This is a genomic window from Streptomyces sp. NPDC059010 (assembly GCF_042740355.1).
In the GTDB taxonomy this organism is placed as follows: Bacteria; Actinomycetota; Actinomycetes; order Streptomycetales; family Streptomycetaceae; genus Streptomyces.
Genome location: NZ_JBHYJA010000007.1, coordinates 126,248 through 151,226 on the forward strand (window position 1 = coordinate 126,248; position 24,979 = coordinate 151,226).

A 24,979-nucleotide genomic window follows, 5' to 3' on the forward strand; every position below is an offset into this window, starting at 1 on the left:
GGAACCGGAAGGGATCGCGATGAGCAGGAACATGCTGACGATCGGAGCCTTCGCCAAGGCCTGCCGCCTGTCACCGAAGGCACTGCGGCTGTACGACGAGCTGGACCTGCTGAGGCCCGACCGGGTCGACCCGGCCACCGGGTACCGGTACTACGCCGTCGAGCAACTGGAGCAGGCCCGGCTGGTGGCATGGCTGCGGCGGCTGGGGATGCCCCTGGCCCGCATCCGTCGGGTGTGCGCCCTGCGACCGGCCGACGCCGCCCGCGAGATCCGTGCCTACTGGGCGCAGGTCGAGGCGGAGACGGCCGCTCGGCGGGATCTCGCCGAGTTCCTCGTCCGACACATGTCCGGCACACCGAGGAAGGACACCACCATGCTGGAACTCCGCTACTGCGCCCACTCCGATCGAGGTCTGGTCCGCCCCGCCAACCAGGACACCGCCTACGCCGGCTCCCGACTGCTCGCGGTGGCCGACGGCTACGGGCCGACGGGCGGCCCCGCGAGCGACGCGGCGGTGGAGGCGCTGCGCTTCCTGGACACGGACGAGCTCCCGGCGGGCAACGTCCTGAACCTGCTGGAGGACGCGGTGCGGGGCGCGACGGAGGCGGTCCGGGACGTGGCGGGCGGGGCGGACGGGGTGGCCGGGGCCGGGGCGGACGCCGGTACGACGCTCACGGCCCTGCTGTGGACGGGGTCCCGGCTGGCGCTGGTCCACATCGGTGACTCCCGTGCGTATCTGCTGCGCGACGGCGCCCTGTTCCGTATCACCGACGACCACACGGTGGTCCAGTCGATGATCGACGAGGGCCGTCTGACCCCGGAGGAGGCCACGACCCACCCCCAGCGCATGCTGCTCCTCAAGTCCCTCTCCCCCGCCACGCCCGCGACCCCGGACCTCCGCCTCCAGGACCCCGAGCCCGGCGACCGCTACCTCCTCTGCTCCGACGGCCTGTCCCGCGTGGTCCCCGACGCCCGCATCCGCCACCTCCTCACCTCGGCCCCGGCCCCCGACACCGCCGTCCACGCCCTGATCGCGGCGGCGAACGAGGCGGGCGGGCCGGACAACGTCAGTTGTGTGGTGGCGGACGTGGTGGAGACGGCGGCCTGACGGAGCCGCCGGGCCGGTCTGCCGGTCTGGCTGCCTGCGCGGCGGTCGCACAATGGGTCCCGTGGGACATGTTCCGATCGCGCGTCATCTGCTCCGCGCCAAGGATCTCGCGGACGCCCGCTACGGCGAGGCGCTCACCGTGGCCGACATGGCCGCGGCCGCCGCGCTGTCCCCGGCCCACTTCAGCCGCAGCTTCAGGGCGGCGTTCGGTGAGTCGCCGCACCAGTACCTGCTGACCCGTCGCCTGGAACGGGCCGCCGCCCTGCTGCTCGCGACCGACTGGACGGTGGCCGAGGTCGGCGTCGCCGTCGGGGCGCGGAGTATCGGGTCGTTCACCACGAGTTTCCGCAGGATGTACGGGACGACCCCGCAGGCCTACCGGGCGGCGCACCCGCCCGCCGCGCGGCATGTGCGCATCCCCCGCTGTGTGGCGATGGCCTACGGACGACCGCGGAACCGCACGTTTCGAGAAGACACGGGATTGCCGGCTGCCTAGCGTCGATTCCAGGTGACCGATCCAGGTGACCGATCCAGGTACCGACGAGGGAGCAGCCATGACGACGATCAAGATCGCCAATGCCCAGTTCTGGGTCCACGACCAGGACGCGGCGCTCGACTTCTACACCAAGAAGCTCGGCTGGGAGGTCCGGGCGGACGTGACGATGGAGGCGTGGAGCTTCCGGTGGCTGTGCGTCGCCCCGCCCGGCGGGGACGGTCCGGCGCTGGTGCTGATGCCCGTGCCGGGGCCGCCGATGCTGGACGGGGCGAGCAGTTCCCAGCTGTCGGACCTGGTGGCCAAGGGGGCGGGCGGCACGCTGTTCCTGGAGACCGACGACTGCAAGGCCGCGTATGACGAACTGTCCGCCCGTGGCGTCGAGTTCAACGACCCGCCCACGGCACAGCCGTACGGGATCGACACGTCGTTCCGGGACCCGTCGGGCAACAACATCCGGCTCACCCAGGTGATGGAGTTCGATCCGGAACGGGGTTGAGGCTCGCCGGTTGCGCCGGTTGCCGAGCGGCTTGGCGGCGACGCCGGCTTCTCGGGCGAAAGGTACGGCCGGCCGACCAGGTGCCGGACGGAGAATGCCCGCCGCCCGTTCCGCACTGCCCGTTGCTCTCACACTCGGTCACGCAATTCCCCCCACCTCCTTGGCATGGGCACGCAAAGGCAATCAAGGTGTTACACCGCCGCAGGTGTGGCGTCACGACGCTCGGTGAGGCTACGTAGCGACAAAAGGTCCTCCCCCCACATCCGAACAGGATTGGACCCTCATACATGCACACCGAACTGAGGCGCGCACCCGCGCCCCGGAACAGTCCGGCCTGCCCGCCGACCGACGGGTCGTCGCAAGGCCGTGTCCTCGCGGTCGGCACCCCCGGCCCCCGACGCGAACGGCTCACCCGCACCCTCGAATCCACCGGCTACGCGGTCACCCACGCCGCCCCGGGCGAGGTGGGTCGCAGCGTCGAGCACACCCCGCCGGACGCGATCGTCGCCCTGGACGGCCACGGCGGCGTCGAACAGGCCCTGGCCGTCGTACGGGAGATACGCACCGCACCTCAAGGTCAGGTCCTGCCGCTCGTCATGGTCACCGCCGACCGTGAACCCGCGGGCGTGGCAAGCCTGTTGCGCGGCGGAGCCGACGACTGTCTGTCCGAGACCGCCGAACCCGTCGAGCTGTCGGCCCGGATCGCCGCCAAGCTGCACCGCGTCCCGGTCCCCGTCGACCGGCTGGCCCTCGACCCGCTCACCGGCCTGTACTCCGCGCCCCACTTCCGCGCCGAGCTCGACCGGGAACTGCGCCGCCCCGGAAGCCGTCCCGGGCGGCGGGCCGGTGTCCTCGCGGTGGTCGGCGTGGCCGAGGCGGACGCGCTGGTGGAACGGTTCGGGGCGCGGGTGCGCCGCGAGGTCGCCGAACGCCTCGCCGCGGTCGCCGAGCGGCTCGGCAACGGCAGCAACCGGCTCGGCCGGGACGAGGAGGGGCGGCTGCTCGTCCTCATGCCCGGCGTGGACGAGGAGACCGCTCGCCGTGCGCTCCAGGAGTTCGCCACCACCGTGGCCGGCACCCGGTTCGTGGTCGCCGACGAGAACGTACGGCTGACCCCGGCCGTCGGCTGGCTCCCCCTCACCGACGCGGAAGACCCTACCGACGACCGCGCAGACGACCGCGCCGTCGACCGGGCGGGCGACGCCGTGGCCGAGGCCCTGCGCCACCGCGACCTGCGCCCCGTCCGCTACGAGCCCTGGATGCGGGCCACCACCCCGCGCCGCCGCCCCCGCCAGGTCGTACGCCCCCTCCTGCTGGCCCTCTCGCCCCTGCTGGCACTGCTCATCGGCGTGGGCGTGCCGTTCGCGCTGTACGAGCAGGCGTACGCGGTGCTCGGCTGGGACGTCGCCTCGGCGGTCTACTGGGTGGTGGTCGCGGGACTGATCCTCTCCGCCTCCCTGATCCTCCTCGAATGCCTCTTCGCGCTGGACGCGCCCGCCCGGCCCCGGGCGCCCGCGCAGCCGTACCCGCCCGCGAGCGCCGTCATCGCCGCCTACCTGCCGAACGAGGCCGCGACGATCGTCGACACCGTCGAGTCCTTCCTGCGCCTGGACTACCCCGGCGACCTGGAGATCGTCCTCGCCTACAACACGCCCCACGCGCTGCCGGTCGAGGACACACTGCGTGAAATCGCCCTCCGCGACCCGCGGTTGGTGCTGCTCCCGGTGGCCGGCAGCACCTCCAAGGCGCAGAACGTCAACGCCGCCGTCTGCCGGGTGCGCGGCGAGTTCGTCGGCATCTTCGACGCCGACCACCACCCGGCGCCGGACGCCTTCCGGCACGCCTGGGACTGGCTGTCCAACGGTTACGACGTCGTCCAGGGCCACTGCGTGATCCGCAACGGCGACAGCTCCTGGGTGGCCCGGCAGGTGGCCGCCGAGTTCGAGGCGATCTACTCCGTCAGCCACCCGGGCCGTACCCGTCTGTACGGCTTCGGCATCTTCGGCGGCTCCAACGGCTTCTGGCGCACCGACCTGCTGGCCCGTACCCGGATGCACGGCTCGATGCTGACGGAGGACATCGACTCGACGCTACGCGCGTTGACGGAGGGCGCCCGTATCGCCACCGACCGGACCCTGATCTCACGCGAGCTGGCGCCCACCCGCCTCAAGCCGCTGTGGAACCAGCGCTCACGCTGGGCCCAGGGCTGGCTCCAGGTCTCCCTGCGCCACCTCCGGCAGGCCCTGCGCAACCCGTCCTTCACGCCCCGTCAGAAGGCGGGATTAGCGGTCCTGCTGGGCTGGCGCGAGGTCCAGCCGTGGCTCTCCCTCCAGATCCTCCCGATCCTCCTCCACTCGGCCCTGCGGGCGGGCGGCGCGGACCAGATCAACTGGGCCACCCCGGCCTGTCTCGTCGCCTTCGCCTTCACCCTCTCGGCGGGCCTGGTGCAGACGGGGTTCGCGGGCCGCCTCGCCGTGCCCGAACTGCGGCGCAGGCGCGGCTGGTTCTGGCTGCACGCACTGATCTCGACCGTCTTCTACACCCACTTCAAGAACATCGTGGCCCGCCAGTCACACCTCAGGGAGCTGCTGGGAGACCGCCGCTGGAGGGTGACGCCCCGCGCGGCGGCGACGGCGGGGTCCACGGCTCCGGCGAAGGCGGTGAGCGGCCAGTGACCAACACCCCGAAGCCACCACGCCCCCTGAAGCCCTCCCGCAGCACCGAACTCCAGGGCTTCCGTGGCCTGGCCGCCCTCAGCACGGTCGTCTTCCACGTCTGGCAGCAGTACTACGTCTACGACGCGCAGGGCTCCCACCCGCCGGTCGACGACCCCTACCTCGGGGCGCTGATCTCCCTGGAGGTCATCGACCTGTTCTTCGTCATGTCGGCGTACCTGCTGACGCTCTCCTACGCCCGGGCCGCGATCGACGGCGACGACCGCACCCGCCCGCGCCGGGACTTCCTCTTCCGCCGGGCGGCGAGGATCCTCCCGCTCTACGTCCTGGCGGTCCTGCTGGTCTGGTCCCTGCGCAACCCGTCCCTGCCCGGCGACTGGCGCGACCTGCTGGAACACCTCACGTTCACGCATGTCTTCGACCAGCAGCGGATCTTCTACACCCTGGGCCCCACGTGGTCGCTGTCGCTGGAGATCGCGTTCTATCTCACCCTGATCGCCGTCGGCCCGCCGGCGATCCGCGTCTGCCGGCGCCTGCGCACCCGCCGAGCCCGTGTGCTGCTGTGCGCGTCGGGCTGCGCGGCGCTCTATCTGGCGCCGGTGGCCTGGATCGCCGTCGCCCACCACGCCCTCGGTGTCCCGCACACCAAACTGGCCCGTCTACTTCGGACCGCAGGCCCGCCTGGGCGGCTTCGCGGCCGGGATGGCCCTGGCGGTACTGCTGGTGGCACTGGGCGAACGGGGCCGGATCGGCGCCCGTACGGCGACGGCACTGGCGGTCACCTCGGCGGTCGGCCTGTACGCCCTGTCGTACCACTCCGACCCGGAGAACACCTGGCACACCTACTACCACCCCCTGGCCGCGCTCCTCTGGTTCGCCCTGCTCTACGCCACCCTCCACGTCCGCACGACGGCCCGCCCCCGCTGGCACGCCCTGCTGCGCTCGGGCTGGCTGACGGGTGTGGGTCTGGTCAGCTACAGCCTCTACATCTGGCACGAACCCCTGATGCTGGCCCTGTACGACTCCGGCGCTCTGCCCCGCTCCCAGGCGGGCTTCCCGCTGGCCGTGCTGTTCGTCGTCGCGGCCGGAGTGCTGGTCGCCGCCGTGAGCTACTGGGCGGTGGAGTATCCGGGCAGCCTGCTGGTGGGTCTGCGAGACAAGAAGGGCCGCCCGCGGGAGTTCTATCCGGAGCCAGGTCCAGTGCCGGTGCCGGTGCCGGTGCCGGTCCCGCAGCGGGAAGCTGAGCCCGCCGTGCGGTGAGCCGGCCGAGAGGCCTTCGATACGCCGCTGTCCCGACCGGGGGCAGCGGCGTCACGGCGTCATGGCCGTGGGCGATGAGCAATGAGCGAGCGGAACTCTGTGTCGCGTCTAGCGCTCGTCCTCCGGCTCCCAGTCCAGCAACCGCACCTTCGCCACCGTACGGACATGGCGCCGCATGGCCGCCGCCGCCTGCGCCGGGCGCTGGTCGGCGATCGCGTCGAGGATGGCCTGGTGCTGGGCGAGGGAGCGGGCGGGGCGGTGGGGCTGGCGGAGGGATTCGGTGCGGCTCTCGGCGATCTGGCCGGCGATGGAGCGCATGAACTCGGCGAGGATGCTGCTGTGCGCGGCGGCGGTGACGGCTGCGTGGAAGAGCCGGTCGCCCTCCACTCCGTGGTGGTCGTCCTCGATCTCCTTCGCCATGTGCGCGAGAGCCGAGCGCATCGCCGCGAGGTCCTCCTCCGTGCGGCGTTCGGCGGCCAGTTCGGCGAGTTTGGTCTCCAGGGCCTCACGGGCCTCCAGGACGTCCGGGAGGCGTCGGCGGCGCTCGACCATGCGCTCCACCGGCTCCACGTCGAGGCTGTCCCGCACGAGATACGTACCGCCCCCGTGCCGCACCTCCACCAGGCCCTGCACCTCCAGGACCACGATGGCCTGCTTCACGGAGGCCCGGCTGACCCCGAGCCGCTGGGCCAGGTCGCGCTCGGTCGGGAGCCGGTCCCCGGCGCCGAGGCCGCCCTCGGCGACGTACGAACGCAGCCGGTCGAGCACCTGCTCGTAGAGGCGCTGCTTGGTCATGGGGCGCAGGGCGTCGGTCACGGGCTCCCCCTCTCGCCGGGAGCGTAACACCGGGCGGTCAGGTGGCAGAGTGGCTGAGCCAATTTCCGCCAGAACCCTTGACGCCGCCCTCCGCCGACCCCACGCTATCCAGCCAGCAGGCCAAATTGGCTCAGCCACTTGGCCACTGCGCCGCTACTGCCTTGATCACCGCCCTGACCACTGCCGCCGTTCCCCCCAACAGCTCCGGGACCCAAAGACGGGAGCCCGTATGTCCCCCGAACTCATCTCGATCCTCGTCCTCGCCGTGGTGTTCGTCATCGCCACGACCCGCTCGGTCAACATGGGCGCGCTGGCCTTCGCCGCCGCCTTCGCGGTCGGCACGCTCGTCGCCGGCCTCGACGCGGACGGCATCTTCGCCGGCTTCCCCGGCGACCTATTCGTCGTCCTCGTCGGCGTCACGTACCTCTTCGCGATCGCCCGCTCCAACGGCACCACCGACTGGCTGGTGCACGCCTCCGTCCGGCTCGTCCGGGGCCGGGTGGCGCTCATCCCCTGGGTGATGTTCGCCCTCACCGGCGCACTCACCGCGATCGGCGCCGTGAGCCCCGCCGCCGTCGCGATCGTCGCACCGATCGCCCTGAGCTTCGCGGCGCGTTACCGGATCAGCCCGCTCCTGATGGGCGCCATGGTCGTCCACGGCGCGCAGGGCGGCGGCTTCTCCCCGATCAGCATCTACGGCTCGATCGTCAACGGCATCGTCGAGCGCGAGAAGCTGCCGGGGAACGAGGTCACGCTGTTCCTGGCGTCCCTGATCGTCAACCTCGTCATCGCAGGTGTGGTGTTCGTCGTATGCGGGGGTCTGCGGCTATGGCGACAGGGCTCACTCGCCGAGGGCGCGGGAGACGCTCCTCAGGGGCGCGGGGCTGCAATCGATGTGCGGCTACCGCCGCGCGGGCGCGACCAGCCACAACCGACCGGCACAGGGGCCACGGCGGATCCAGGCACCCACCCCTCCCCCTCCACCACCGCGACCGCCACCCGCGAACCGGCCCCCACCGCCCCTCTCCCCCTCACCCCACCCCGAATCGCCACCCTCCTCTCCCTGGTCGCCCTCGTGGTCGCCGTCCTCGTCCTCGACCTGGACGCGGGCCTGACCGCGATCACCCTCGCCGTCGTCCTCAGCACCGTCTGGCCGGACGACAGCCGCAAGGCGGTCGGCGAGATCGCCTGGCCGACCGTGCTGCTGATCTGCGGTGTGCTGACCTACGTCGGCGTACTGGACGAGATGGGCACCATCACCTGGGCCGGAGAGGGCGTCAGCGGCATCGGCGTACCGCTGCTGGCCGCCGTACTGCTCTGCTACATCGGCGCGATCGTCTCGGCGTTCGCCTCGTCCGTCGGCATCATGGGCGCGCTCATCCCGCTGGCCGTGCCGTTCCTGGCGCAGGGCGAGATCGGGGCGGTCGGGATGGTGGCGGCGCTCGCGGTGTCGGCGACGGTCGTGGACGTGAGCCCCTTCTCGACGAACGGCGCGCTGGTGCTGGCCGCGGCACCGGACGTCGACCGTGAGCGTTTCTTCCGGCAGCTGATGATGTACGGAGGGATCGTGGTGGCGGTGGTACCCGCGGTGGTGTGGCTGGTGATGGTCGTGCCGGGCTGGGGGTAGGTCGGTGGACGACACCCCTCGGTGTCCGTCGAACAGTTCCCGGTGTCCGTTGAACAGTTAAGGAGTACGACGCGTGTCCTCTCTCTTCCCGGCCCTGACCGGCAGCCGGGCGGCCGACCGGCCCGCCCTGCGGTTCGGCGACCGTTCCCTGACGTACGGCGAACTCGGCGCCGCCTCCGGCGCCCTCGCGGCGCGGATCGGCGGGACGGGCAGAGTGGCCGTCTGGGCGACCCCGGCGCTGGAGACCGCCGTGGCGGTGGTGGCGGCGCTGGAGGCCGGTGTCGCCGCCGTGCCGCTCAACCCGAAGTCCGGGGAGAAGGAGCTGGGGCACATCCTGTCGGACAGCGCACCGAGCCTCGTACTGGCTGCGCCCGATGACGAACTCCCGCCTCCTCTGCGGGAGTTGGAGCGGCTGGACGTGGACGTACGGGCGGCCGGCCCCCGCCCCGACGAGCAGGCTGTCGCACCGGCCGGTGATGACGACCCCGCCCTGGTCGTCTACACGTCCGGCACCACCGGCCCGCCCAAGGGCGCCGTCATCCCGCGCCGGGCGATCGCCGCCACCCTGGACGCGCTCGCCGACGCCTGGCAGTGGACCGGCGACGACGTCCTCGTCCACGGGCTGCCCCTGTTCCATGTGCACGGCCTGGTCCTCGGCATCCTGGGCCCGCTGCGCCGGGGCGGATCGGTCCGCCATCTCGGCCGCTTCGGCACGGAGGGCGTGACGCGCGAGCTGACCGGCGGCGCGACCATGCTGTTCGGCGTGCCGACGATGTACCACCGCATCGCCCAGGCGCTCCCCGAGGAACCGGAGCTGGCGAAGGCGCTGGGCAGGGCCCGGTTGCTGGTGTCGGGGTCGGCCGCGCTGCCCGTGCACGACCACGAGCGGATCACGGCCGCGACCGGACAGCGGGTCATCGAGCGGTACGGCATGACGGAGACGCTGATGAACACCAGCATCCGCGCGGACGGCGAACCGAGGGCCGGTACGGTCGGCGTGCCGCTGCCGGGTGTGGAGCTGCGGCTGGTGGAGGAGGACGGGTCGCCGATCACGTCGTACGACTCCGAAACCGTGGGCGAGATCCAGGTGCGCGGCCCGAACCTGTTCACCGAGTACCTCAACCGCCCCGACGCGACGGCGGAGGCGTTCACGGCGGACGGCTGGTTCCGCACCGGCGACATGGCGGTGCGCGATCCCGACGGCTACGTCCGTATCGTCGGCCGGAAGGCCACCGACCTGATCAAGAGCGGGGGTTACAAGATCGGGGCTGGCGAGATCGAGAACGCGCTCCTGGAGCACCCGGGAGTGCGGGAGGCGGCGGTCACCGGGGAGCCGGACGCGGATCTGGGCGAGCGGATCGTGGCGTGGGTGGTGCCCGCCGATCCCCAGTCGCCGCCTGACGCGGGCGAGTTGGCCGACCATGTCGCCTCCCGTCTGGCACCGCACAAGCGGCCGCGCACGGTCCGCTACCTGGATTCCCTCCCCCGCAACGACATGGGGAAGATCATGAAGCGGGCGCTGACCTCATGACGGAACGGCTCGCGGCACGCCAGGTCATCGCCCTGCTGACCGACGACTCCAGCTTCACCGAACTCCCCTACCCGGAACGGCAGTCCGGGCCCGACGGCCCCCTCGCCTGGGACGGCTACGACGCCTCACGCGCCCGTGCCACTGAGCGGACCGGCGAGCAGGAGTCGGTGGTCTGCGGCACCGGCACCGTCGGGGGCACGCGCGCGGTCCTGATCGCGTTCGAGTTCGGTTTCCTGGGCGGCTCGCTGGGCGAACGCACAGGTGACCGGCTGGAGGCGGCGTACACCCACGCCCGCGCCCACCACCTGCCCGTCGTCCCGCTGGTGGCCACGGGCGGCAGCCGGATGCAGGAGGGCATGCTCGCCCTGACCCAACTCCAGCGCGTGGCCCGCCAGTCGGCGCTGACCCGGGAGGCCGGGCTGCCGCAGATCGCGGTGCTCCGGGACCCGACGACGGGCGGCGGCTGGGCCACCCTCGGCGCGGGCGCCGACGTCACCCTCGCCCTCCCGGGCGCCCAGATCGGCTTCGCCGGCTCCCGGGTCCGCCCACCCGACGCGGACCCGGCGGCGTACACGGCGGAGGCCCAGCTGACGGCGGGGGCGGTGGACGCGATCGTGGCACCCAAGGACCTACGGCGGACGTTGGCCCTGTGGCTCCGCCTGCTGTCAACGCCCTCAAGGGCCGCGGGGCTGCAATCGATTTGCGGCTGCCGCCGCGCGGGCGCGACCAGCCACGATGGCGCCGCACACGACCCACAACCTGTTGCGGCACATGCGGAGCACTCGGCCCCGGCCCCCCTGCCCGCCGCCCTCGGCACCCACGACCGTCCCACCACCGGCTGGGACGCCGTCCGTCGCGCCCGCTCCCCCCAACGCCCGCACGCAGAGGCCTACTTGGCGGCCTACTTCACCCACCGCGTAGCGATCAGCGGCGACCGCTGCGGCGGCGCAGACCCCGACGGCATGCTCTGCGGCTTCGGCGAGCACGAGGGACGGACCGTCGCCTACGCCGCCCAGACCGGAACCGCCACCCGCCCGGCGGGCTACCGCACCGCCGCCCGGCTGATCCGCCTCGCGGACCGGCTCGGCATCCCGGTGCTGACCCTGGTGGACACGCCGGGCGCGGCGAACGACGCGGAGGCCGAGCGGCAGGGCGCGGGCGCGGCGATCGCGGACCTGTTCGGCGCGGTGGCCGCCGCCCGCGTCCCGATCACGACGCTGCTGATCGGCGAGGGCGGTTCGGGCGGCGCGCTGGCGCTCGCGGCACCCGGCAACACCTGGGCCACGCCGGACAGCTACTTCTCCGTCATCGCACCGGAGCTGGCGGCGGCGATCCTCAAGCGGGAGGCGGGGGAGGTGGAGGCGACGGCGGATCAGCTCCGGGTACGGCCGCAGGACCTGGTGGAGCTGGGGGTCGTACGGGGCATCGTCGGCGCCCCGGGAGGCGACTGACGTCGCCACGCTCCGCGAATCCCGCGCAGAGGAATCCGGGACATCTCCAAGTGACGTCCGTAACAATGGAGTTCTGCGAGGTCACACCACGGGGGAAGCGGGCGGCGCCATGGACGGGTTGATGGAGTTCGAGACCGACGGCGGCGCCCGGGTCGTCGTGGAGGGCGTCGACGACGAGCACGGCGCCCGTCTCGTGTCGCGCGGCGGCGACGGGCCGGCCCGGGCGGCGCGCACCTTCGAGAGCGCCCTGGACGGCGTCCGCGCGGCTGCCGAGTCCGCGCTGCGGGTCTTCCGGGACGGCTCCCTGAAGCCGGACACCGTGGAACTCGAATTCGGCGTGAAGCTCACCGCGGAGGCCGGGGCCGTCATCGCCAAAGGGACCACGGAGGGCCATCTGGTGGTGAAACTCAGCTGGGCCCCGGACCGGTCCCCGGCTGACCAGGGAGCCAGAGCTTCGGCGGATCGGGAAGCCAGGGCCGCGGCGGATCAGGAGCCCGCCGGACAGTCATGAGCGGCGTCGCCCGGCACGCCCGGATCGTCTGCGGAGGCGAGGTCGGCGCGGGCGGCGGACCGGCCGGATGCCGCCCGGCCACGTCATGGCCCGCCACCGCCCCGAGCCGGGCGCCCTGACCTCAGCCGTCTGCTGCCGCACCCCGTCGACACGGCGTATCTCACCGTGCCGCACCCGCGCCCCATACTCGACGCCGCGCATTCCGCGGAACCCGACACGCGGGACTGACACCCCATCAGAAGCAGAACCCCCCATTCAGCGGCACCCCACCCGGCCCCCTCCGAAAGGCGCCCCCTCCCGGCCGCCCGCACGATCGATGCAAAGGAGGCCCGCCGAACGCCGGCCCCGCACACGACCCCACACCCCAAGCGAGGCCCGCCACCCACCCGGCGGACCCATGGTCTGCGTTTTCGGGAGGACCCCCCATGACCGCCACGCTGGAGCAGCTTCGCCGCTGCCACTTCGCCGTCGACCTGGGGGCGGCCAGGACCCGCGTCTATGTGAAGGGCTCCGGACTCGTCGTAGACCAGCCTTCCTGCGCCGCCGTCAACACCCGCACCGGCGCCCTCATCGCGGTCGGCGAGTTCGCGGAGCGGATGACCGGCCGCACCCCGGACTACATCCGGGTCGTCAAACCCGTCTCCGGCGGCACCGTGGTCGACATCGAGATGGCGCAGCGGATGCTGCGGCACCTCCTCGGCGACAAGATCCGCCGCGCCCTGCGCCGCAAGCCGTTCCTGCGCGCCGCGGCCTGCACCCCGCACGACGCCGACCCGCTCGCCCAGCGTGCCGCCATAGAGACCCTCGTCGGCCTCGGGGCCCGGCACGTCGATCTGGTCGACACCCTCATCGCCGCTGCCGTGGGCTGCGGACTGCCCGTGGAGCAGCCCGAGGCCAGCATGATCATGGTGTGCGGGGCGGCCTCGACCGAGGTCGCCGTGCTCTCCCTGGGCGCCATCGTCGCCGCCGAGCGCGTCCGCGGCGGCGGCGAGGCCGTGGACCACGCGATCGTGCAGCACCTGCGGCACGAGCACGAGCTCATGCTGCCCAGCCAGAACGTACGGCCCCTGCAGCTCGCGCTGTCCGGCAACGGGCTCACCTCCCACGGCCCCACCTCCACCGAGATCCACGGCCGCGACGTCTGCACCGGCCTGGCCCGCAGTGTCCGGGTCGACACCGCCGCCGTACGGGACGCCATCCAGACGCCCCTGACCGCCGTCCTCGACAGCATCGGCAAGGTGCTGCGCGACTGCCCGCCCGATCTGGTCGCCGACCTCGCCGACCGAGGGATCATGATGGTCGGCGGAAGTGCGCTGCTGCCCGGCTTCGACCAGATGCTGCGCCAGGCCACCAACATGCCCGTGAACATCGCCGAGCGGCCCGACATCTGCGCCGTGCAGGGCCTGGGCACGATGCTGGAGGGCAAGATCGAGCCACTGGAGCTGGACACGGCCATCTGAGCCGCCCGCCGGACCGGCCCTGGTCCCGGCCGTGCCCAAGTACGCCCCCTACGCGCTCCCATCACACGACGCTACGGTGGATTCACCGACGGTGGCAGGAGGGCCCTCTCGTGACGACCGGCACCGGCACGACCGGAACCATCACGCACCGCACGCCTCGGACCGATTCCGCACCCGTTCTCGCGACCCGCACCACCCTGCGTATCGGCATCACCGGACACCGCGCGATCCCCGGCCCCGCCCTGCCGTCCGTGCGCGCGGAGATGCGCCGGCAACTCAGCGGTGACGGCGACCTGGAGGCCGTCAGCAGCCTGGCGGCCGGCGCCGACCAACTGTTCGCGGAGATCGCGTTGGACAGCGGCGTACCCGTGACGGCCGTGATCCCCGGCATGGACTACGAGGCGCACCTCGGCGACGAGGAGACCCGGGCCAGGTACCGCAGGCTCCTCAAGTCCTGTGCCCGCCGCGTCGACATGCCGGCCGAGCCCACGCACGAGGAGGCGTACCTCGCGGCGGGCCGCTGGATCGTGGACCACTCCGACCGCCTGGTCGCCGTCTGGGACGGCCGCCCGGCCCGCGGCGTGGGCGGTACCGGCGACGTGGTGGCGTACGCGCGGCGCACCGGGGTCCCGGTGACGGTCCTGTGGCGGCCCGGCGTGCAGCGCGACTGACCGCGCACACGCCCTGAGAGCGCTCCCCTCGCTGACATCACCTCAACTCCCGAACCGGCCGAGCCAGTCCGAGTGCTGGGGCGACACGAGCCGTTCCGCCTCCGCCACCGCGTCGGCCCACCGCTCCTCCGTCACGGTCGTCCCCATCGCTATCCGGATCGTCTCCAGTTCCTGCTCGATGAGCGAATGGGCGTAGGTCAACGGCCGGTGACGCCGCATCTCCTGCCAGGCCACGCCGGCCGCGGCGGCCGTGCTGAGCAGCCCGGTCAGGTCCCAGCCGGAGATCACTCCCGTGGCCCTGAGCACGGCCGCGACCAGCGCCAGCAGAGTCAGTGCGGCCGTCATGGCCGACCAGTGCGTCGAGGCGCGGTGCGCCTGCGCGGCCCGGCGCTTGTACCAGGCATGCTGCTCCATCACCCGGTCGCGGAGGTAGATGTCCCGGCGCACCTCGAACGGCTTCGCCCGGACCGCCCGCATGGCCGGGGTGATCTGCGCCGCGCCCCGGACATAGGGCCCGTCCCGTACGTCCTCCCAGCCGACCTTGCGCAACTCCCGGAGCCGTTCCTCCAGTTGCTCCTCGAAGCGGTCGTCGGGGTGGAGCAACCGGGAGTGGAACGGCCCGCCGTGCACCATGTACATCCATGCGAGCGACTTCAGCAGCTCGGCCACGGCGCGGTCCGTCACCCAGTGCACACGGGCGCGGCGGCGGGAGGTGCGGATGCCGATGACGACGGTGAGGGCGTACAGCCCGGCCGCCAGGGCCGCCGGGATGTGGCTGTCGAGGCGCTCGGCCAGCATCGCGGCAGCGGTGGCCAGCAGAAGGACGACGAGCTGGACCCGGACCGCCCGGAATGCCTCACCCTGATGGACCACCGCCCGCTGGTCGCTCTCACGAAAGAGCGGCGGTAAGTCGCCGTCACTCAACGTGACACTTGGGCCTGGAGTTCCGGCTGCCATTTATTCCCCCGTAGTGCCGGCAAGTGAACATTTGAAGCCGCGTCAACCCAGACGCGCGCCCCCGGTAGGCGACCGCCCACCCTGCGTGTTACTGTCCGCGCAAGAGGTACTCGAAGAAGTCCACCACAGGTGTTCAGGTCGTATCCAGACGTCAACAGGTCCCAACGCCCATCGGTTCCCCACCCTGCGACGGGAAACGGGCTGAATCTGTCGACCATGATCTGGAGCCATGAGAAAGCCATGAACCACACGACCGCGAAGATCCAGCACGAATCGACCGCGCCACGGCCGGCCCGTCGATCCACTCCTCTTTATTCCGTCACCACCGACAAGGCGTCTGCCGTGAAGGCGACCAGCCGGGTGACCGATGCCGCTGGATGGCGCTCGAAGAAGCCGATCACTTTCGACGCCGCACTCTGAGCGAAGTCGGATCCTCACGAACCCGGCCTTCCCGGCGGAAACGACCGCCGGGAACCCGGAAGTCACAACCGGAGTACCTCAACTCACTTGATCGGGTGAGGACTTGACCGCGCTCCACGGGTCGGCACCCCATATGCTGTGCCGGGTGACGCGTATCCAGGAAATGGTCCTGAAGATCCATAGCAGATGCAATCTCGCTTGCAATATCTGCTACATGTACGAGCTCGCCGACCAGAGCTGGAAGACGCGCCCGACCGTGATCTCCCAGGAAACGGTCACACAGGTCGCCCAACGCCTGTCCGATTACGCCAAGGCGCACCGGCTCGATTCCATCGCCGTAATTCTTCACGGTGGCGAACCCCTTCTCGTGGGTCCCACGCGACTGCGCCGGATCTGCGAGGAAATCACGCACATCCTGTCCCCCGTCACCACCGTGGACCTCCATATGCACACCAATGGCATCCTTCTTCATGAACGCCATCTGGAGATCCTCAAAGAATTCGACGTCAAGGTCGGTATCTCCGTGGACGGCGATCAAACGGCCAATGATCGTCACCGGCTGGACCGAAAGGGACGGAGCAGTTACGAGAAGGTGCTGCGGGGGATCGAGCGGCTGCGGGCACCCGAATACCTGAGCCTTTACCAGGGCATCCTGTGCACCGTCGACGTGGAGAACGACCCGGTCACGGTCCATGACGCGCTCGCGCGACTGCAGCCGCCCCGCATCGACTATCTGCTGCCGCATTCCACCTGGGACAGCCCACCGCCGACCGGAAGCACCGGGTCCCCCACGCCGTACGCCGACTGGCTGCTGGGGGTCTTCGACCGGTGGCTGGAGCAGGGCCGCCCGATGGAGGTGCGCACCTTCGACTCGGTGCTCAGCACCCTGCGCGGCGGTCCCAGCCTCACCGAGGCCATGGGGCTGGCTCCGTCCGATCTGGCGGTCGTGGAGACCGACGGCGCCATCGAGCAGGCCGACTCGCTGAAGGCGGCCTATGACGGGGCTCCGGCCACCGGCTACGACGTCTTCCAGCACACCTTCGACGACTTCGCCCGGCACCCCGGCGTGCGTGCCCGGCAGTCCGGTATCGACGGTGTCAGCGAGACCTGCCGGCGCTGCGCCGTCGTGGAGTCGTGCGGCGGCGGGCTCTACACCCATCGCTACAGCACCGAACGGGGCTTCGACAATCCGTCCGTCTACTGCGACGACCTGCGGGCCTTCATCGACGGCGTGGCGGAGCGGATCACGGAACGCACGCTCTCCCCGGCCGTGCACGACATCGGCGAACTGCACGTCGCGCAGGGAGAGTTGACCCGCAGCCTGCTCCGGCGGGCGAACGACCGGGCGGCGCAGGACACTGACTGGGCGAGTGCCTGGCAGACGCTGCTGTTCCTCGACGGGGACGCCGACGCAGGGCCGGAGCTGGAGGTGCTGCTGGCCCACCCCTATGTGCGGTCCGCACTGCGCCGGGTCTGGAGCGAGGGGCCCCTCTCCGGCTGGCTCGCCGCCCTGACCGTGGCCGCGGGGGTGCGTGGCCGGACCGAGGTGACCGTGGCGTGGGAGCAGGGGAACCGGCGGCTGCACCTGCCGACGCTGGGCACGCTGACCCTGCCGGTGTCCGGCCGGGTCGAGGTCACCACGTACCCGGACGGCTTCGCGGTGCGCCATGCGGACGGTGTGCAGCGGGTACGGGTGGACGAGGACGACCACGGGGCGTGGCGGCCCCTACGACCCCTGCAGTCGGTGCCGTCGGCGCAGTCGGTGCACACCCTGCGGTCCGTGGCGGACGGGCCGCTGGTCGATGACGCCGATCCGGCCCGGCGCTGTTTCCCCGCCGACGTCCACGAGCCGTTGGAGCCCACGGACCGTGCGCTCTTCGGCAAGCGGCTCGCCCTGGCCTTCGAGCTCGCCGACGAGCAGCTGCCCGGCTGGCGCGGCGATCCGGGCCTGTTCGTCCCCCGGGTCGTGACACCGTTGGCCAAGGGCGCCGGTGTCCAGCTCGGCGAACACGCCCCCGGTGCGCTGGGGGTCGCCGTGGACGCCGAACCCGAGGTCGTCGCCCAGCAGTTGCCCCGGCTCGGCCGACGGGCCAGGTTCTTCGCCCTGCGGGAGACGACCGACCTCACCGTGCCGGGCCGCCCGGCCGGCCGGCTGCTGGACGAGGCCGACGACGCGCTCGCCACCGCCTGCCGGGCACCGGACGAGTGCTTCGACGCGGGGCCCCGGGCGGTCGCCCTGAAGGAGGCCCACCGCGCGCTCACCGCACTGGCCGACGAGCCGGAGCGGGACCTCACCGAGACCGGGGCGGCCTTCGTCGGCCAGCTCCGGGCCGACTGGCGGAAGTGGGCGCAGTAGCATGACCGCCTTTGACGAGTCGGCCGAACTCTCCCTGATGCTGGGCAAGTTGGGCGTCCGGGCGGGCGGCGTGCTCATGGTGCACGCCTCGCTGGGGGGCAGCGGGCTGCGGGCAACCGACGTACGCGATGCCCTGCTCGACGCACTCGGCCCCGGGGGCACGCTGGTGGTGCCCGCCTTCACCCAGGAGAACTCGCGTACGTCGCGGGCCCACCGGGCGCGGACCGTCGGGATGACGGAGCTGGAGCGGGAGCGGTTCCGGGCGTCGATGCCGGCCTTCGACCCCGGCGGCACGCCCTGCACGGCGATGGGGATGCTCGCCGAGTGCGTCCGTACGTCGCCGGGGGCCGTGCGCAGTGCGCATCCGCAGACGTCCATGGCGGGGCTCGGTCCACGCGCCGCCGAGCTGCTCGACGGGCACGACCCGCACTGTCTGCTCGGGGAACGCTCCCCGCTCGCCCGGCTGTACGAGGCGCGGGCTCAGGTGCTGCTGCTGCGGGTGGGGTTCGAGGTGTGCACCGCGTTCCATCTCGCCGAGTACCGGACGACTCCGCCGCGGCCCGAGCGTACGTATCACTGTGTGGTCGGTGAGCGGGGGAACTGGGTGTCGTACGAGGACACCGCGCTCGATGACTCGGATTTCGCCGCGCTGGGCGGGCGGCTGCCCGAGGAGCTGGTGGTCCGGGGCCGACTCGCCGGAAAAGAGGTCGCCTTGGTGGAGATGCGGCCCGCCGTCGATTTCGTCTGCGAGCAGATGTCCGGATATCGACACTGAATGACGTGAAACCGGCGACACGTTCGGCCGGATCGTCGGGCACATTGTTGGTCCGGCCGGATGACACCGTCGGCGAGGCGTCGTCAGCCGTTGCAGGGGGGCGCGTGAACGTACCGGAGCGGGGTCGAGAGTCGGACAACCGGCCCTACTTCTTTCTGAGTTACGCCCACACACCGCCCTGGAGCACAGGTGGCGGCGACCCCGACCACTGGGTCCATGTGCTCTTCACCGACCTGTGCGACCACATCATGGCGCTGACGGACCTGCCCGCCGGAGCGCCCGCCGGGTTCATGGACCGTGAAATGCGTTCCGGTGACGGATGGCCGGAGAAGCTCAGTGAGAACCTGGCCATGTGCCGGGTGTTCGTCCCCCTCTTCTCACCTCGCTACTTCACCAGCGAGATGTGCGGGCGTGAGTGGTTCGCGTTCAACGAGCGGATCCTGCGGGCCCGGGCCCGGGGGGCCGGCGACGTCCCGGCCATCGTCCCCGCGCTGTGGACACGCGTCGAGTACACCCAACTCCCCGATTCCGTACGGCACATCCACATCGACAACGCCTTCGGGGAGCGGTACGCCGCCCACGGGATATACGGGCTGATCAAACTCAACCGGCTGCACGACGAGTACGAGGAGACGGTGCTGGGGCTCGCGCAGCGCATCGTGCGGGTCGCCCACGAGTCCCCGCTGCCCGCCAGCCGGCCCCGCCCGTACGAGTCCACGCCCAGCGCCTTCAAGCCGCGCGGCGAGGGACCCCGCCACATCCATCTGACCGTGGCGGCGCCCACCCGCGACACCATCCCCGAGCACCGCGACAGGCGCCCGTACGGCGAGGACCCGCAGGACTGGAACCCGTATCACTCGGAGAGCACCCGGCCGCTGCCCGCTCTCGCCGAGGAACTGATCCGGTCGCTGGACTACCGCATCACGGTGTCCTCCTTCGACGACGAGGACACCAGTGGTGAGGAGACGGCCGACCCGGGTGCCGGGGGCGATCACGAGAAGGAGTGGCCGTCGGGCCGGCCGGGCATCCTCCTCGTCGACCGCTGGGTCCTCACCGACGAGGAACACCGGCGCAGGCTCAAGGAGTTCGACTCGCTGGCGCGCCCCTGGGTCAGCGCCGTCATCCCCTGGAACCGGTCCGACGTGCAGTGCCACGGCGAGGAGGGCCGCAAGCTCGCCGAGGACCTGGAGCGCACCCTGCCGCTCATCCTGGACCGGGGCCGGCGCACCGAGTCCCGGATGGCCGTGAACGGCGTCCCCAGCCTCAAGGCCTTCACCGACGTCCTGCCCGCGGTCGTGGCCCACACGACCCGGCAGTACCTCAAGCACGCGGAGGCGCACCCGCCCCCGGGCCCGCATGTGCCACGGCCCCGTCTCATGGGCCCGACCCATCAGCCGTACCCGGATGCGGAACCCGACAGCGGAGGAGAAGCATGACGGCCGCGCACGACGGACGCATCATCACCTTCTACTCGTACAAGGGGGGAACGGGCCGCACGATGGCCCTGGCCAACACCGCGTGGATCCTCGCGGCCAACGGCCGGCGTGTCCTCGCCGTCGACTGGGACCTGGAGGCGCCCGGCTTACACCGGTTCTTCCATCCGTTCCTCGATCCCAACGCCCTCGCGGCGACCACGGGAGTCATCGACATCATCAACGAGTACGCCTGGGCGGCGACCACCGGCACCCAGCGCTCCGGGCCCTGGCACCTGGACTTCGCGGACGTCGAGCAGCACGCCATCTCACTGACGCCGGAGCGCCTGGGCCTGCGGTTCGCGGACGGCGGCTCGCTCGACTTCCTGTCCGCCGGACGGCAGGACCGCACCTACTCGGCCACGGTGTCGTCGTTCGAGTGGGACAACTTCTACGAGCGCCTGGGCGGCGGCCTGTTCCTCGACGCGCTGCGCGACAGCATGCGCGCGTCGTACGACTACATCCTGATCGACAGCCGCACCGGTCTCTCGGACAACGCCGACATCTGCACCATCCAGATGCCCGACGTCCTCGTGGACTGCTTCACGCTCAGCGACCAGTCGATGGACGGCGCCGCCGCGGTGGCCCGCAGTGTCCAGGACGGCTACCGCAAGCGCAGGATCCGGGTACTGCCGGTGCCGATGCGCATCGACGAGGGCGAGAAGGAGAAGGTCGACGCCGGACGGGCGCTGGCCCGGCTCAAGTTCGACGGCCTCCCCAAGGGGACCGACGACAGCGACCTCAGCCCCGAGGACCAGACCGCCTACTGGGGGAACGTCGAGATCCCGTACCGGCCGTACTACGCCTATGAGGAGACCCTGGCCACCGTCGGGGACGAGAGCGGCATCGCCAACTCGCTGCTGTCCGCGTTCGAGCGCCTCACCGCCGTGATCTCGGACGGCGAGGTCACCTCCCTGCCCCCGGTCCCCGAGCCGGTGCGGCTGCGCTGCCGTGACGCGTTCCTGCGGCGGCGGCCCATGACGAGCACGGCGGAGATCGTGGTGGCGTACGCGGCGGAGAACCGTATGTGGGCCGACTGGATCGAGGCGCGGCTGAAGCGGGCCGGCTGCCAGGTGACCCTGCACGACATATCGGCCGGTCCCGTCGAGCGCACGGACGTCACGGTGCGGACCCTGGTGCTGCTGTCGAACGCCTTCCAGAAGTCCCGGTACGCCGACGCGGTCTGGCGTGCCCTGACCGAGTCCGACGCGGACGCGCCGAGCGGCGTGATGATCCCGCTGCGGGTCGACGAGGTGCGGCTGCTCACCTCCTACCTGGACCACAACCCGGTCGACCTGCACCGCCTGGACGAGGCGCACTGTGTCGCCGGTCTGCTCGGTGCCGTCGGCCTGCCCGCGCAGTCGGTCGAGTCCGGCACGGTCGGCCCGCGCTTCCCCGGCAACACGCCCGCGCACTGGAACGCGCCGATGCGCAACAGCACGTTCACCGGCCGCAACCTCATCCTCGACCGGGTGCGCGACCAGCTCGCCGGCGGCGTGTCCGGGGTCGTGCCGCAGCCGCTGACCCTGTTCGGGCTCGGCGGGGTCGGCAAGACGCAGGTGGCCATCGAGTACGTGCACCGCTTCATGGCCGACTACGACCTGGTGTGGTGGACGTCGGCCGAGCACGAGGACAACGTGCTCGCCTCGCTCGCCGACCTGGGCGCCCGGATCGGCGCGCCGGGTGGCGACGACATGACCATGGCCGGCCAGGAGGCCGTGCAGATGCTGGCCCGCGGACTGCCGACCAAACGCTGGATGCTCGTCTTCGACAACGCCGACGACCCGTCCTGGCTCACCCGCTACTTCCCGCAGGGCGGCGGCGGGCACATCCTCATCACCTCACGCAACCAGGCATGGGGGCAGCAGGGCTCGTCCATGCCCATCGACGTCTTCCTGCGCGACGAGAGCGTCGAGCACCTCACCCGCAGGGCCTCCGGGCTGAGCTCCGGCGAGGCCGACCAGGTGGCGAACGCGGTGGGCGACCTGCCGCTCGCGGTCGAGCAGACCGCGGCCTGGCTCGCCGAGACCGCCACCCCCATCGACGACTACCTGCGGCAGCTGGCCGAGCAGACCACCGACGTCCTGGCGCTCAACCAGCCCGCCGACTACTCCCACCCGGTGGCGGCGACCTGGAACATCTCCATCGCCCGCCTGAAGGAACGATCCCCCGCCTCCGTACGGCTGCTCCAGTTGTGCGCGTTCCTGGCGCCCGAGCCGATCTCGTCCCAGCTCCTCTACAGCAAGGAGATGATCGACGCTTTGCGGCCCTACGACCCGTCCCTGCAGGAGAGCCTGCTGCTGGGCCGGGTCGTCCGGGAGATCGGCCGGTTCGCGCTGGCCAAGGTCGACCAGGTCAGCAACAGCATCCAGGTGCACCGGCTGGTGCAGGCCGTGATCCGCTCCCAGCTGACCGAGGAGGAGCAGCAGCAGGCCCGGCACGTCGTGCACACCGTGCTCGCCGGTGCCCGTCCGGACGGCGACGAACCCACCGACGACCCGGAGACCTGGCCGCGCTTCGCCGTGGTCTGGCCGCACCTGGGCGCCTCGGACGCCCGCAACTGCACCGAGGCCCCGACCCGCCGTCTGCTCATCGACCGCGTCCGCTACCTCTGGAAGCGCGGTGACTTCCCCGGTGCGCAGCGCCTCGCCGAGGATCTGCTCGCCCACTGGAAGGATCTGCTCGGCGAGGACGACGTGCAGTATCTGTATCTGCGCTGCCAGCTGGCGAGTGTGCTGCGGTCCCAGGGGCGCTATGTGGAGTCCCGCGCGATCGACGAGGAGCTGCTGGAGCGGCAGAGCCGCGTCCTCGGGCCGTCCCACCCGCACACCTATGTGACGACGTCCAACCTGGCCAGCGATCTCGCGGCGCTCGGCGAGTACCGGTCGGCGGTCGGCCTCGCCCGCGAGGCGCACGACGGGTTCAGCCAGATCTTCCACGAGTCGCACCGCCGTACCCTGAGCGCCGCCAACAACCTGGCGCTCGCCCTGCGCATGGTGGGCCGCTACGGCGACGCACGTGTCCTGGACCAGGACACCCTGGACCGGCGCATGGAGGTCCTGGGTCCCGACCACCCCTACACGCTCGCGTCCGCCGAGCGGCTGGGCCGCGATCTGCGCGAGGTCGGGCGCTACTCGGAGTCGGTGGCGCTGCTGTCCCGCACGTACGACGCCCACAAGCGCATCCTGGGCAAGGGCTTCCCGGGCACCCTGCGGTGCGCCAAGTCGCTGGCCGTGTCGCTGCGCCGGGCAGGGCAGTTCGAGGACGCCCGACGGCTGACGACGGCGACCCGTGCCCAGTACCGGGCGCAGTACCCGAAGCCGACCCCGGACTCGCTGGCCTGCGATCTGAACCTGGCCGCCGACCTGTTCGCGGCCGACGAGCGCGACGCCGCGCGCGAGGTGGCCCTGGAGGCGCTGGCCGAGTACCGGAAGGTGCCGGGCGAGGCCCACCCCTACACCCAGGCCGCCCTCAACAACCTCGGTATCTTCCACTGGGGCTGCGGCGACATCGAGGAGGCGGCGGAGGTGTTCCGCCAGGTGCTGCCGCGCATGGCGGAGGTGCTGGGGGACCAGCATCCGCACATCCTGTTCACCGAGATCAACTACGCCAACGTCCTCGCCGATCAGGGCCGTCTGGAGGAGGCGCTGGAGCTGGAGCAGAAGGCGATGGTCACGCTGGGCACCGTGCTCGGGCAGCACCATCCGGAGACCCTGGCGGTGGTCGCCAACTTCACCCTCACACTGGACGCGCTGGGCCGGGGCGAGGAGGCCCGCCGGGCGCGCGACGAGACCATGGAGGAGCTGCGCCGGCTGCTCGGGGAGGACAACGGGATCATCCACGTCGCGTCCGAGGGGCGCCGCATCTACCGGGACCTGGAGCCGTTGGCCGTGTGACCGCCGGTCAGACGACGGGTCCGCCGATGAGCCAGTCGATGATCCGGGGCAGGGCGCGCAGGGCGGTGAAGTGCGCCGCCCCGGGGTCGACGACCTTCCTGGAGTGCGGTATGCGTGCGGCCAGCCAGGAGGTGTGGGAGACCGGCGAGAAGACGTCGTGCTCCCCGTGCCAGAGCAGCACGGGCACCTTGATGTCCGCGGGATCGAACCCCCAGGGCCCGGTCAGTGCCAGGATGTCGTCGATCCAGCCGTAGGGGGAACGGCGCAGCGCCTCCCGGAAGTTGCGCAGCATCATCGAGCGGATCGCCGTGTCCGCGACGATCGACCGGTCGTCGTCGGTGAGGTCCTTGCGCAGCTGGGCGAGCAGCCGCTCGGGGTCCCGCCCGATCGCCGTGGACCTCGGGATGAGCCGGGCCGCGAACCGTTCGGGGTCGGTGTACGCCGTGCGGAACTCGTCGACGTTGGACGGTGCCATGCCGGCGAACCAGTCGAGTCCCTCCGCGTCGCGCGGGGCGAGTCCGACGAGGGCGGCGGCCCGGGTCACCCGGTCCGGCAGCAGGGCGGCGCAGGCCAGCGCGTGCGGTGCGCCGCCGGAGCGGCCGACCACCGCGAAGCTGTCCAGCTCCAGCGCGTCGGCGACCACCGAGACGTCCTGGACGACGTCCGCGACCTGGCGGCCCTGGTGGCGGTCCGAACCGCCGTACCCGGGGCGGTCGTAGCTGATCAGACAGGCACCCCGGTGGTAGAGGAACATCGGCCGGGGGCGGGGGCCGACGCGGCTGCCCGGCATGCCGTGCAGCAGGAACACCGCCCGCCCCCGGGGGTCGCCCGAGACCTCCACCCGCAACTGCCGCCCGTCCGCCGTCCGCACATGGTCAGACACCGCCGCGCTCCCCCTCTCGAAGCCCCACACCGGGGCCACGATGCACGTCCTTTGCCCACACGCGGATGCGGCGAAACGACGGATTCGCCCAACCACCTTGCCCACAAGGCGACTTGGG

General features: G+C 71.7%; 20 protein-coding genes and 1 pseudogene. 18 read left to right on the forward strand and 3 right to left on the reverse strand.

Going from position 1 to position 24,979, the window contains the following annotated elements:
- The first annotated feature begins 19 nt into the window (after positions 1-19).
- The 6 genes and pseudogenes from ACFWYS_RS09365 (at position 20) to ACFWYS_RS09390 (ending at position 6,035) form a co-directional block, all read left to right on the forward strand.
- The gene (locus ACFWYS_RS09365) at positions 20-1,108 is read left to right on the forward strand and encodes a MerR family transcriptional regulator (protein WP_384765299.1); all 1,089 of its coding nucleotides are present in this window, start codon (positions 20-22) and stop codon (positions 1,106-1,108) included.
- Positions 1,109-1,160: 52 nt separating this feature from the next.
- Entirely contained in the window at positions 1,161-1,604 is a 444-nt protein-coding gene (locus ACFWYS_RS09370) for a helix-turn-helix domain-containing protein (protein ID WP_384765301.1), read from the forward strand.
- Between the two features lie 58 nt (positions 1,605-1,662).
- Positions 1,663-2,100, forward strand: a complete 438-nt coding sequence (locus tag ACFWYS_RS09375; protein WP_384765304.1) for a VOC family protein — start codon at positions 1,663-1,665, stop codon at positions 2,098-2,100.
- Between the two features lie 287 nt (positions 2,101-2,387).
- Entirely contained in the window at positions 2,388-4,775 is a 2,388-nt protein-coding gene (locus tag ACFWYS_RS09380) for a glycosyltransferase (RefSeq protein ID WP_384765306.1), read from the forward strand.
- Positions 4,772-5,326 (forward strand): annotated as a pseudogene (locus ACFWYS_RS09385) (acyltransferase family protein); the annotation flags it as partial. The gene ACFWYS_RS09380 and the pseudogene ACFWYS_RS09385, both read left to right, overlap by 4 nt.
- Before the next feature lie 82 nt (positions 5,327-5,408).
- Positions 5,409-6,035 (forward strand): acyltransferase family protein, encoded by a 627-nt coding sequence (locus tag ACFWYS_RS09390; RefSeq protein WP_384765308.1) that lies wholly within the window; start codon positions 5,409-5,411, stop codon positions 6,033-6,035.
- Positions 6,036-6,143: 108 nt separating this feature from the next.
- On the opposite strand, the gene ACFWYS_RS09395 is transcribed toward ACFWYS_RS09390, so the two are convergent.
- Entirely contained in the window at positions 6,144-6,851 is a 708-nt protein-coding gene (locus ACFWYS_RS09395) for a FadR/GntR family transcriptional regulator (RefSeq protein WP_384765310.1), read from the reverse strand.
- 229 nt (positions 6,852-7,080) lie between these two features.
- Between ACFWYS_RS09395 and ACFWYS_RS09400 the strand changes: the two genes are divergently transcribed.
- The 7 genes from ACFWYS_RS09400 (at position 7,081) to ACFWYS_RS09430 (ending at position 14,102) form a co-directional block, all read left to right on the forward strand.
- The gene (locus ACFWYS_RS09400) at positions 7,081-8,478 is read left to right on the forward strand and encodes an SLC13 family permease (RefSeq protein WP_384765312.1); all 1,398 of its coding nucleotides are present in this window, start codon (positions 7,081-7,083) and stop codon (positions 8,476-8,478) included.
- Positions 8,479-8,551: 73 nt separating this feature from the next.
- The gene (locus ACFWYS_RS09405) at positions 8,552-10,009 is read left to right on the forward strand and encodes an acyl-CoA synthetase (RefSeq protein WP_384765314.1); all 1,458 of its coding nucleotides are present in this window, start codon (positions 8,552-8,554) and stop codon (positions 10,007-10,009) included.
- Entirely contained in the window at positions 10,006-11,460 is a 1,455-nt protein-coding gene (locus ACFWYS_RS09410) for a carboxyl transferase domain-containing protein (protein WP_384765316.1), read from the forward strand. The genes ACFWYS_RS09405 and ACFWYS_RS09410 overlap by 4 nt, the downstream gene beginning before the upstream one ends.
- Positions 11,461-11,581: 121 nt before the next feature.
- Positions 11,582-11,971 carry a CU044_2847 family protein gene (locus ACFWYS_RS09415; protein WP_384765317.1) on the forward strand — a complete coding sequence of 130 codons (390 nt, stop codon included), beginning with the start codon at positions 11,582-11,584 and terminating at the stop codon, positions 11,969-11,971.
- On the forward strand, positions 11,968-12,090 hold the full coding sequence (locus tag ACFWYS_RS09420) for a hypothetical protein (protein WP_384765319.1): 123 nt from the start codon (positions 11,968-11,970) through the stop codon (positions 12,088-12,090). Before ACFWYS_RS09415 ends, ACFWYS_RS09420 begins: the two co-directional genes overlap by 4 nt.
- 306 nt (positions 12,091-12,396) lie before the next feature.
- Positions 12,397-13,431, forward strand: coding sequence for a rod shape-determining protein (locus ACFWYS_RS09425; RefSeq protein ID WP_384765321.1), 1,035 nt, complete (start codon positions 12,397-12,399; stop codon positions 13,429-13,431).
- A gap of 140 nt (positions 13,432-13,571) precedes the next feature.
- Entirely contained in the window at positions 13,572-14,102 is a 531-nt protein-coding gene (locus ACFWYS_RS09430; RefSeq protein WP_384765513.1) for a hypothetical protein, read from the forward strand.
- 42 nt (positions 14,103-14,144) lie between these two features.
- On the opposite strand, the gene ACFWYS_RS09435 is transcribed toward ACFWYS_RS09430, so the two are convergent.
- A complete protein-coding gene (locus tag ACFWYS_RS09435) occupies positions 14,145-15,059 on the reverse strand; it encodes a DUF4231 domain-containing protein (RefSeq protein ID WP_384765323.1) in 915 nt (304 codons plus the stop codon).
- Between the two features lie 216 nt (positions 15,060-15,275).
- On the opposite strand from ACFWYS_RS09435, the gene ACFWYS_RS09440 reads away from it, so the two are divergent.
- The 5 genes from ACFWYS_RS09440 to fxsT all read left to right on the forward strand — a co-directional run bounded on the left by ACFWYS_RS09440 (position 15,276) and on the right by fxsT (position 23,978).
- Positions 15,276-15,479 (forward strand): hypothetical protein, encoded by a 204-nt coding sequence (locus ACFWYS_RS09440; protein ID WP_384765325.1) that lies wholly within the window; start codon positions 15,276-15,278, stop codon positions 15,477-15,479.
- A gap of 163 nt (positions 15,480-15,642) precedes the next feature.
- Entirely contained in the window at positions 15,643-17,835 is a 2,193-nt protein-coding gene (gene fxsBH, locus ACFWYS_RS09445) for a radical SAM/SPASM protein FxsBH, inactivated beta-hydroxylase extension form (RefSeq protein WP_384765515.1), read from the forward strand.
- A gap of 1 nt (position 17,836) precedes the next feature.
- A complete protein-coding gene (locus tag ACFWYS_RS09450) occupies positions 17,837-18,610 on the forward strand; it encodes an AAC(3) family N-acetyltransferase (RefSeq protein WP_384765326.1) in 774 nt (257 codons plus the stop codon).
- Positions 18,611-18,714: 104 nt separating this feature from the next.
- Positions 18,715-20,046, forward strand: coding sequence for a TIR-like protein FxsC (locus tag ACFWYS_RS09455; protein ID WP_384765327.1), 1,332 nt, complete (start codon positions 18,715-18,717; stop codon positions 20,044-20,046).
- The gene (gene fxsT / locus ACFWYS_RS09460) at positions 20,043-23,978 is read left to right on the forward strand and encodes an FxSxx-COOH system tetratricopeptide repeat protein (RefSeq protein WP_384765329.1); all 3,936 of its coding nucleotides are present in this window, start codon (positions 20,043-20,045) and stop codon (positions 23,976-23,978) included. Before ACFWYS_RS09455 ends, fxsT begins: the two co-directional genes overlap by 4 nt.
- Before the next feature lie 7 nt (positions 23,979-23,985).
- Here fxsT and ACFWYS_RS09465 read toward each other — a convergent pair whose 3' ends face one another.
- Positions 23,986-24,861 (reverse strand): alpha/beta fold hydrolase, encoded by an 876-nt coding sequence (locus ACFWYS_RS09465; RefSeq protein ID WP_384765330.1) that lies wholly within the window; start codon positions 24,859-24,861, stop codon positions 23,986-23,988.
- Positions 24,862-24,979 lie beyond the last annotated feature (118 nt).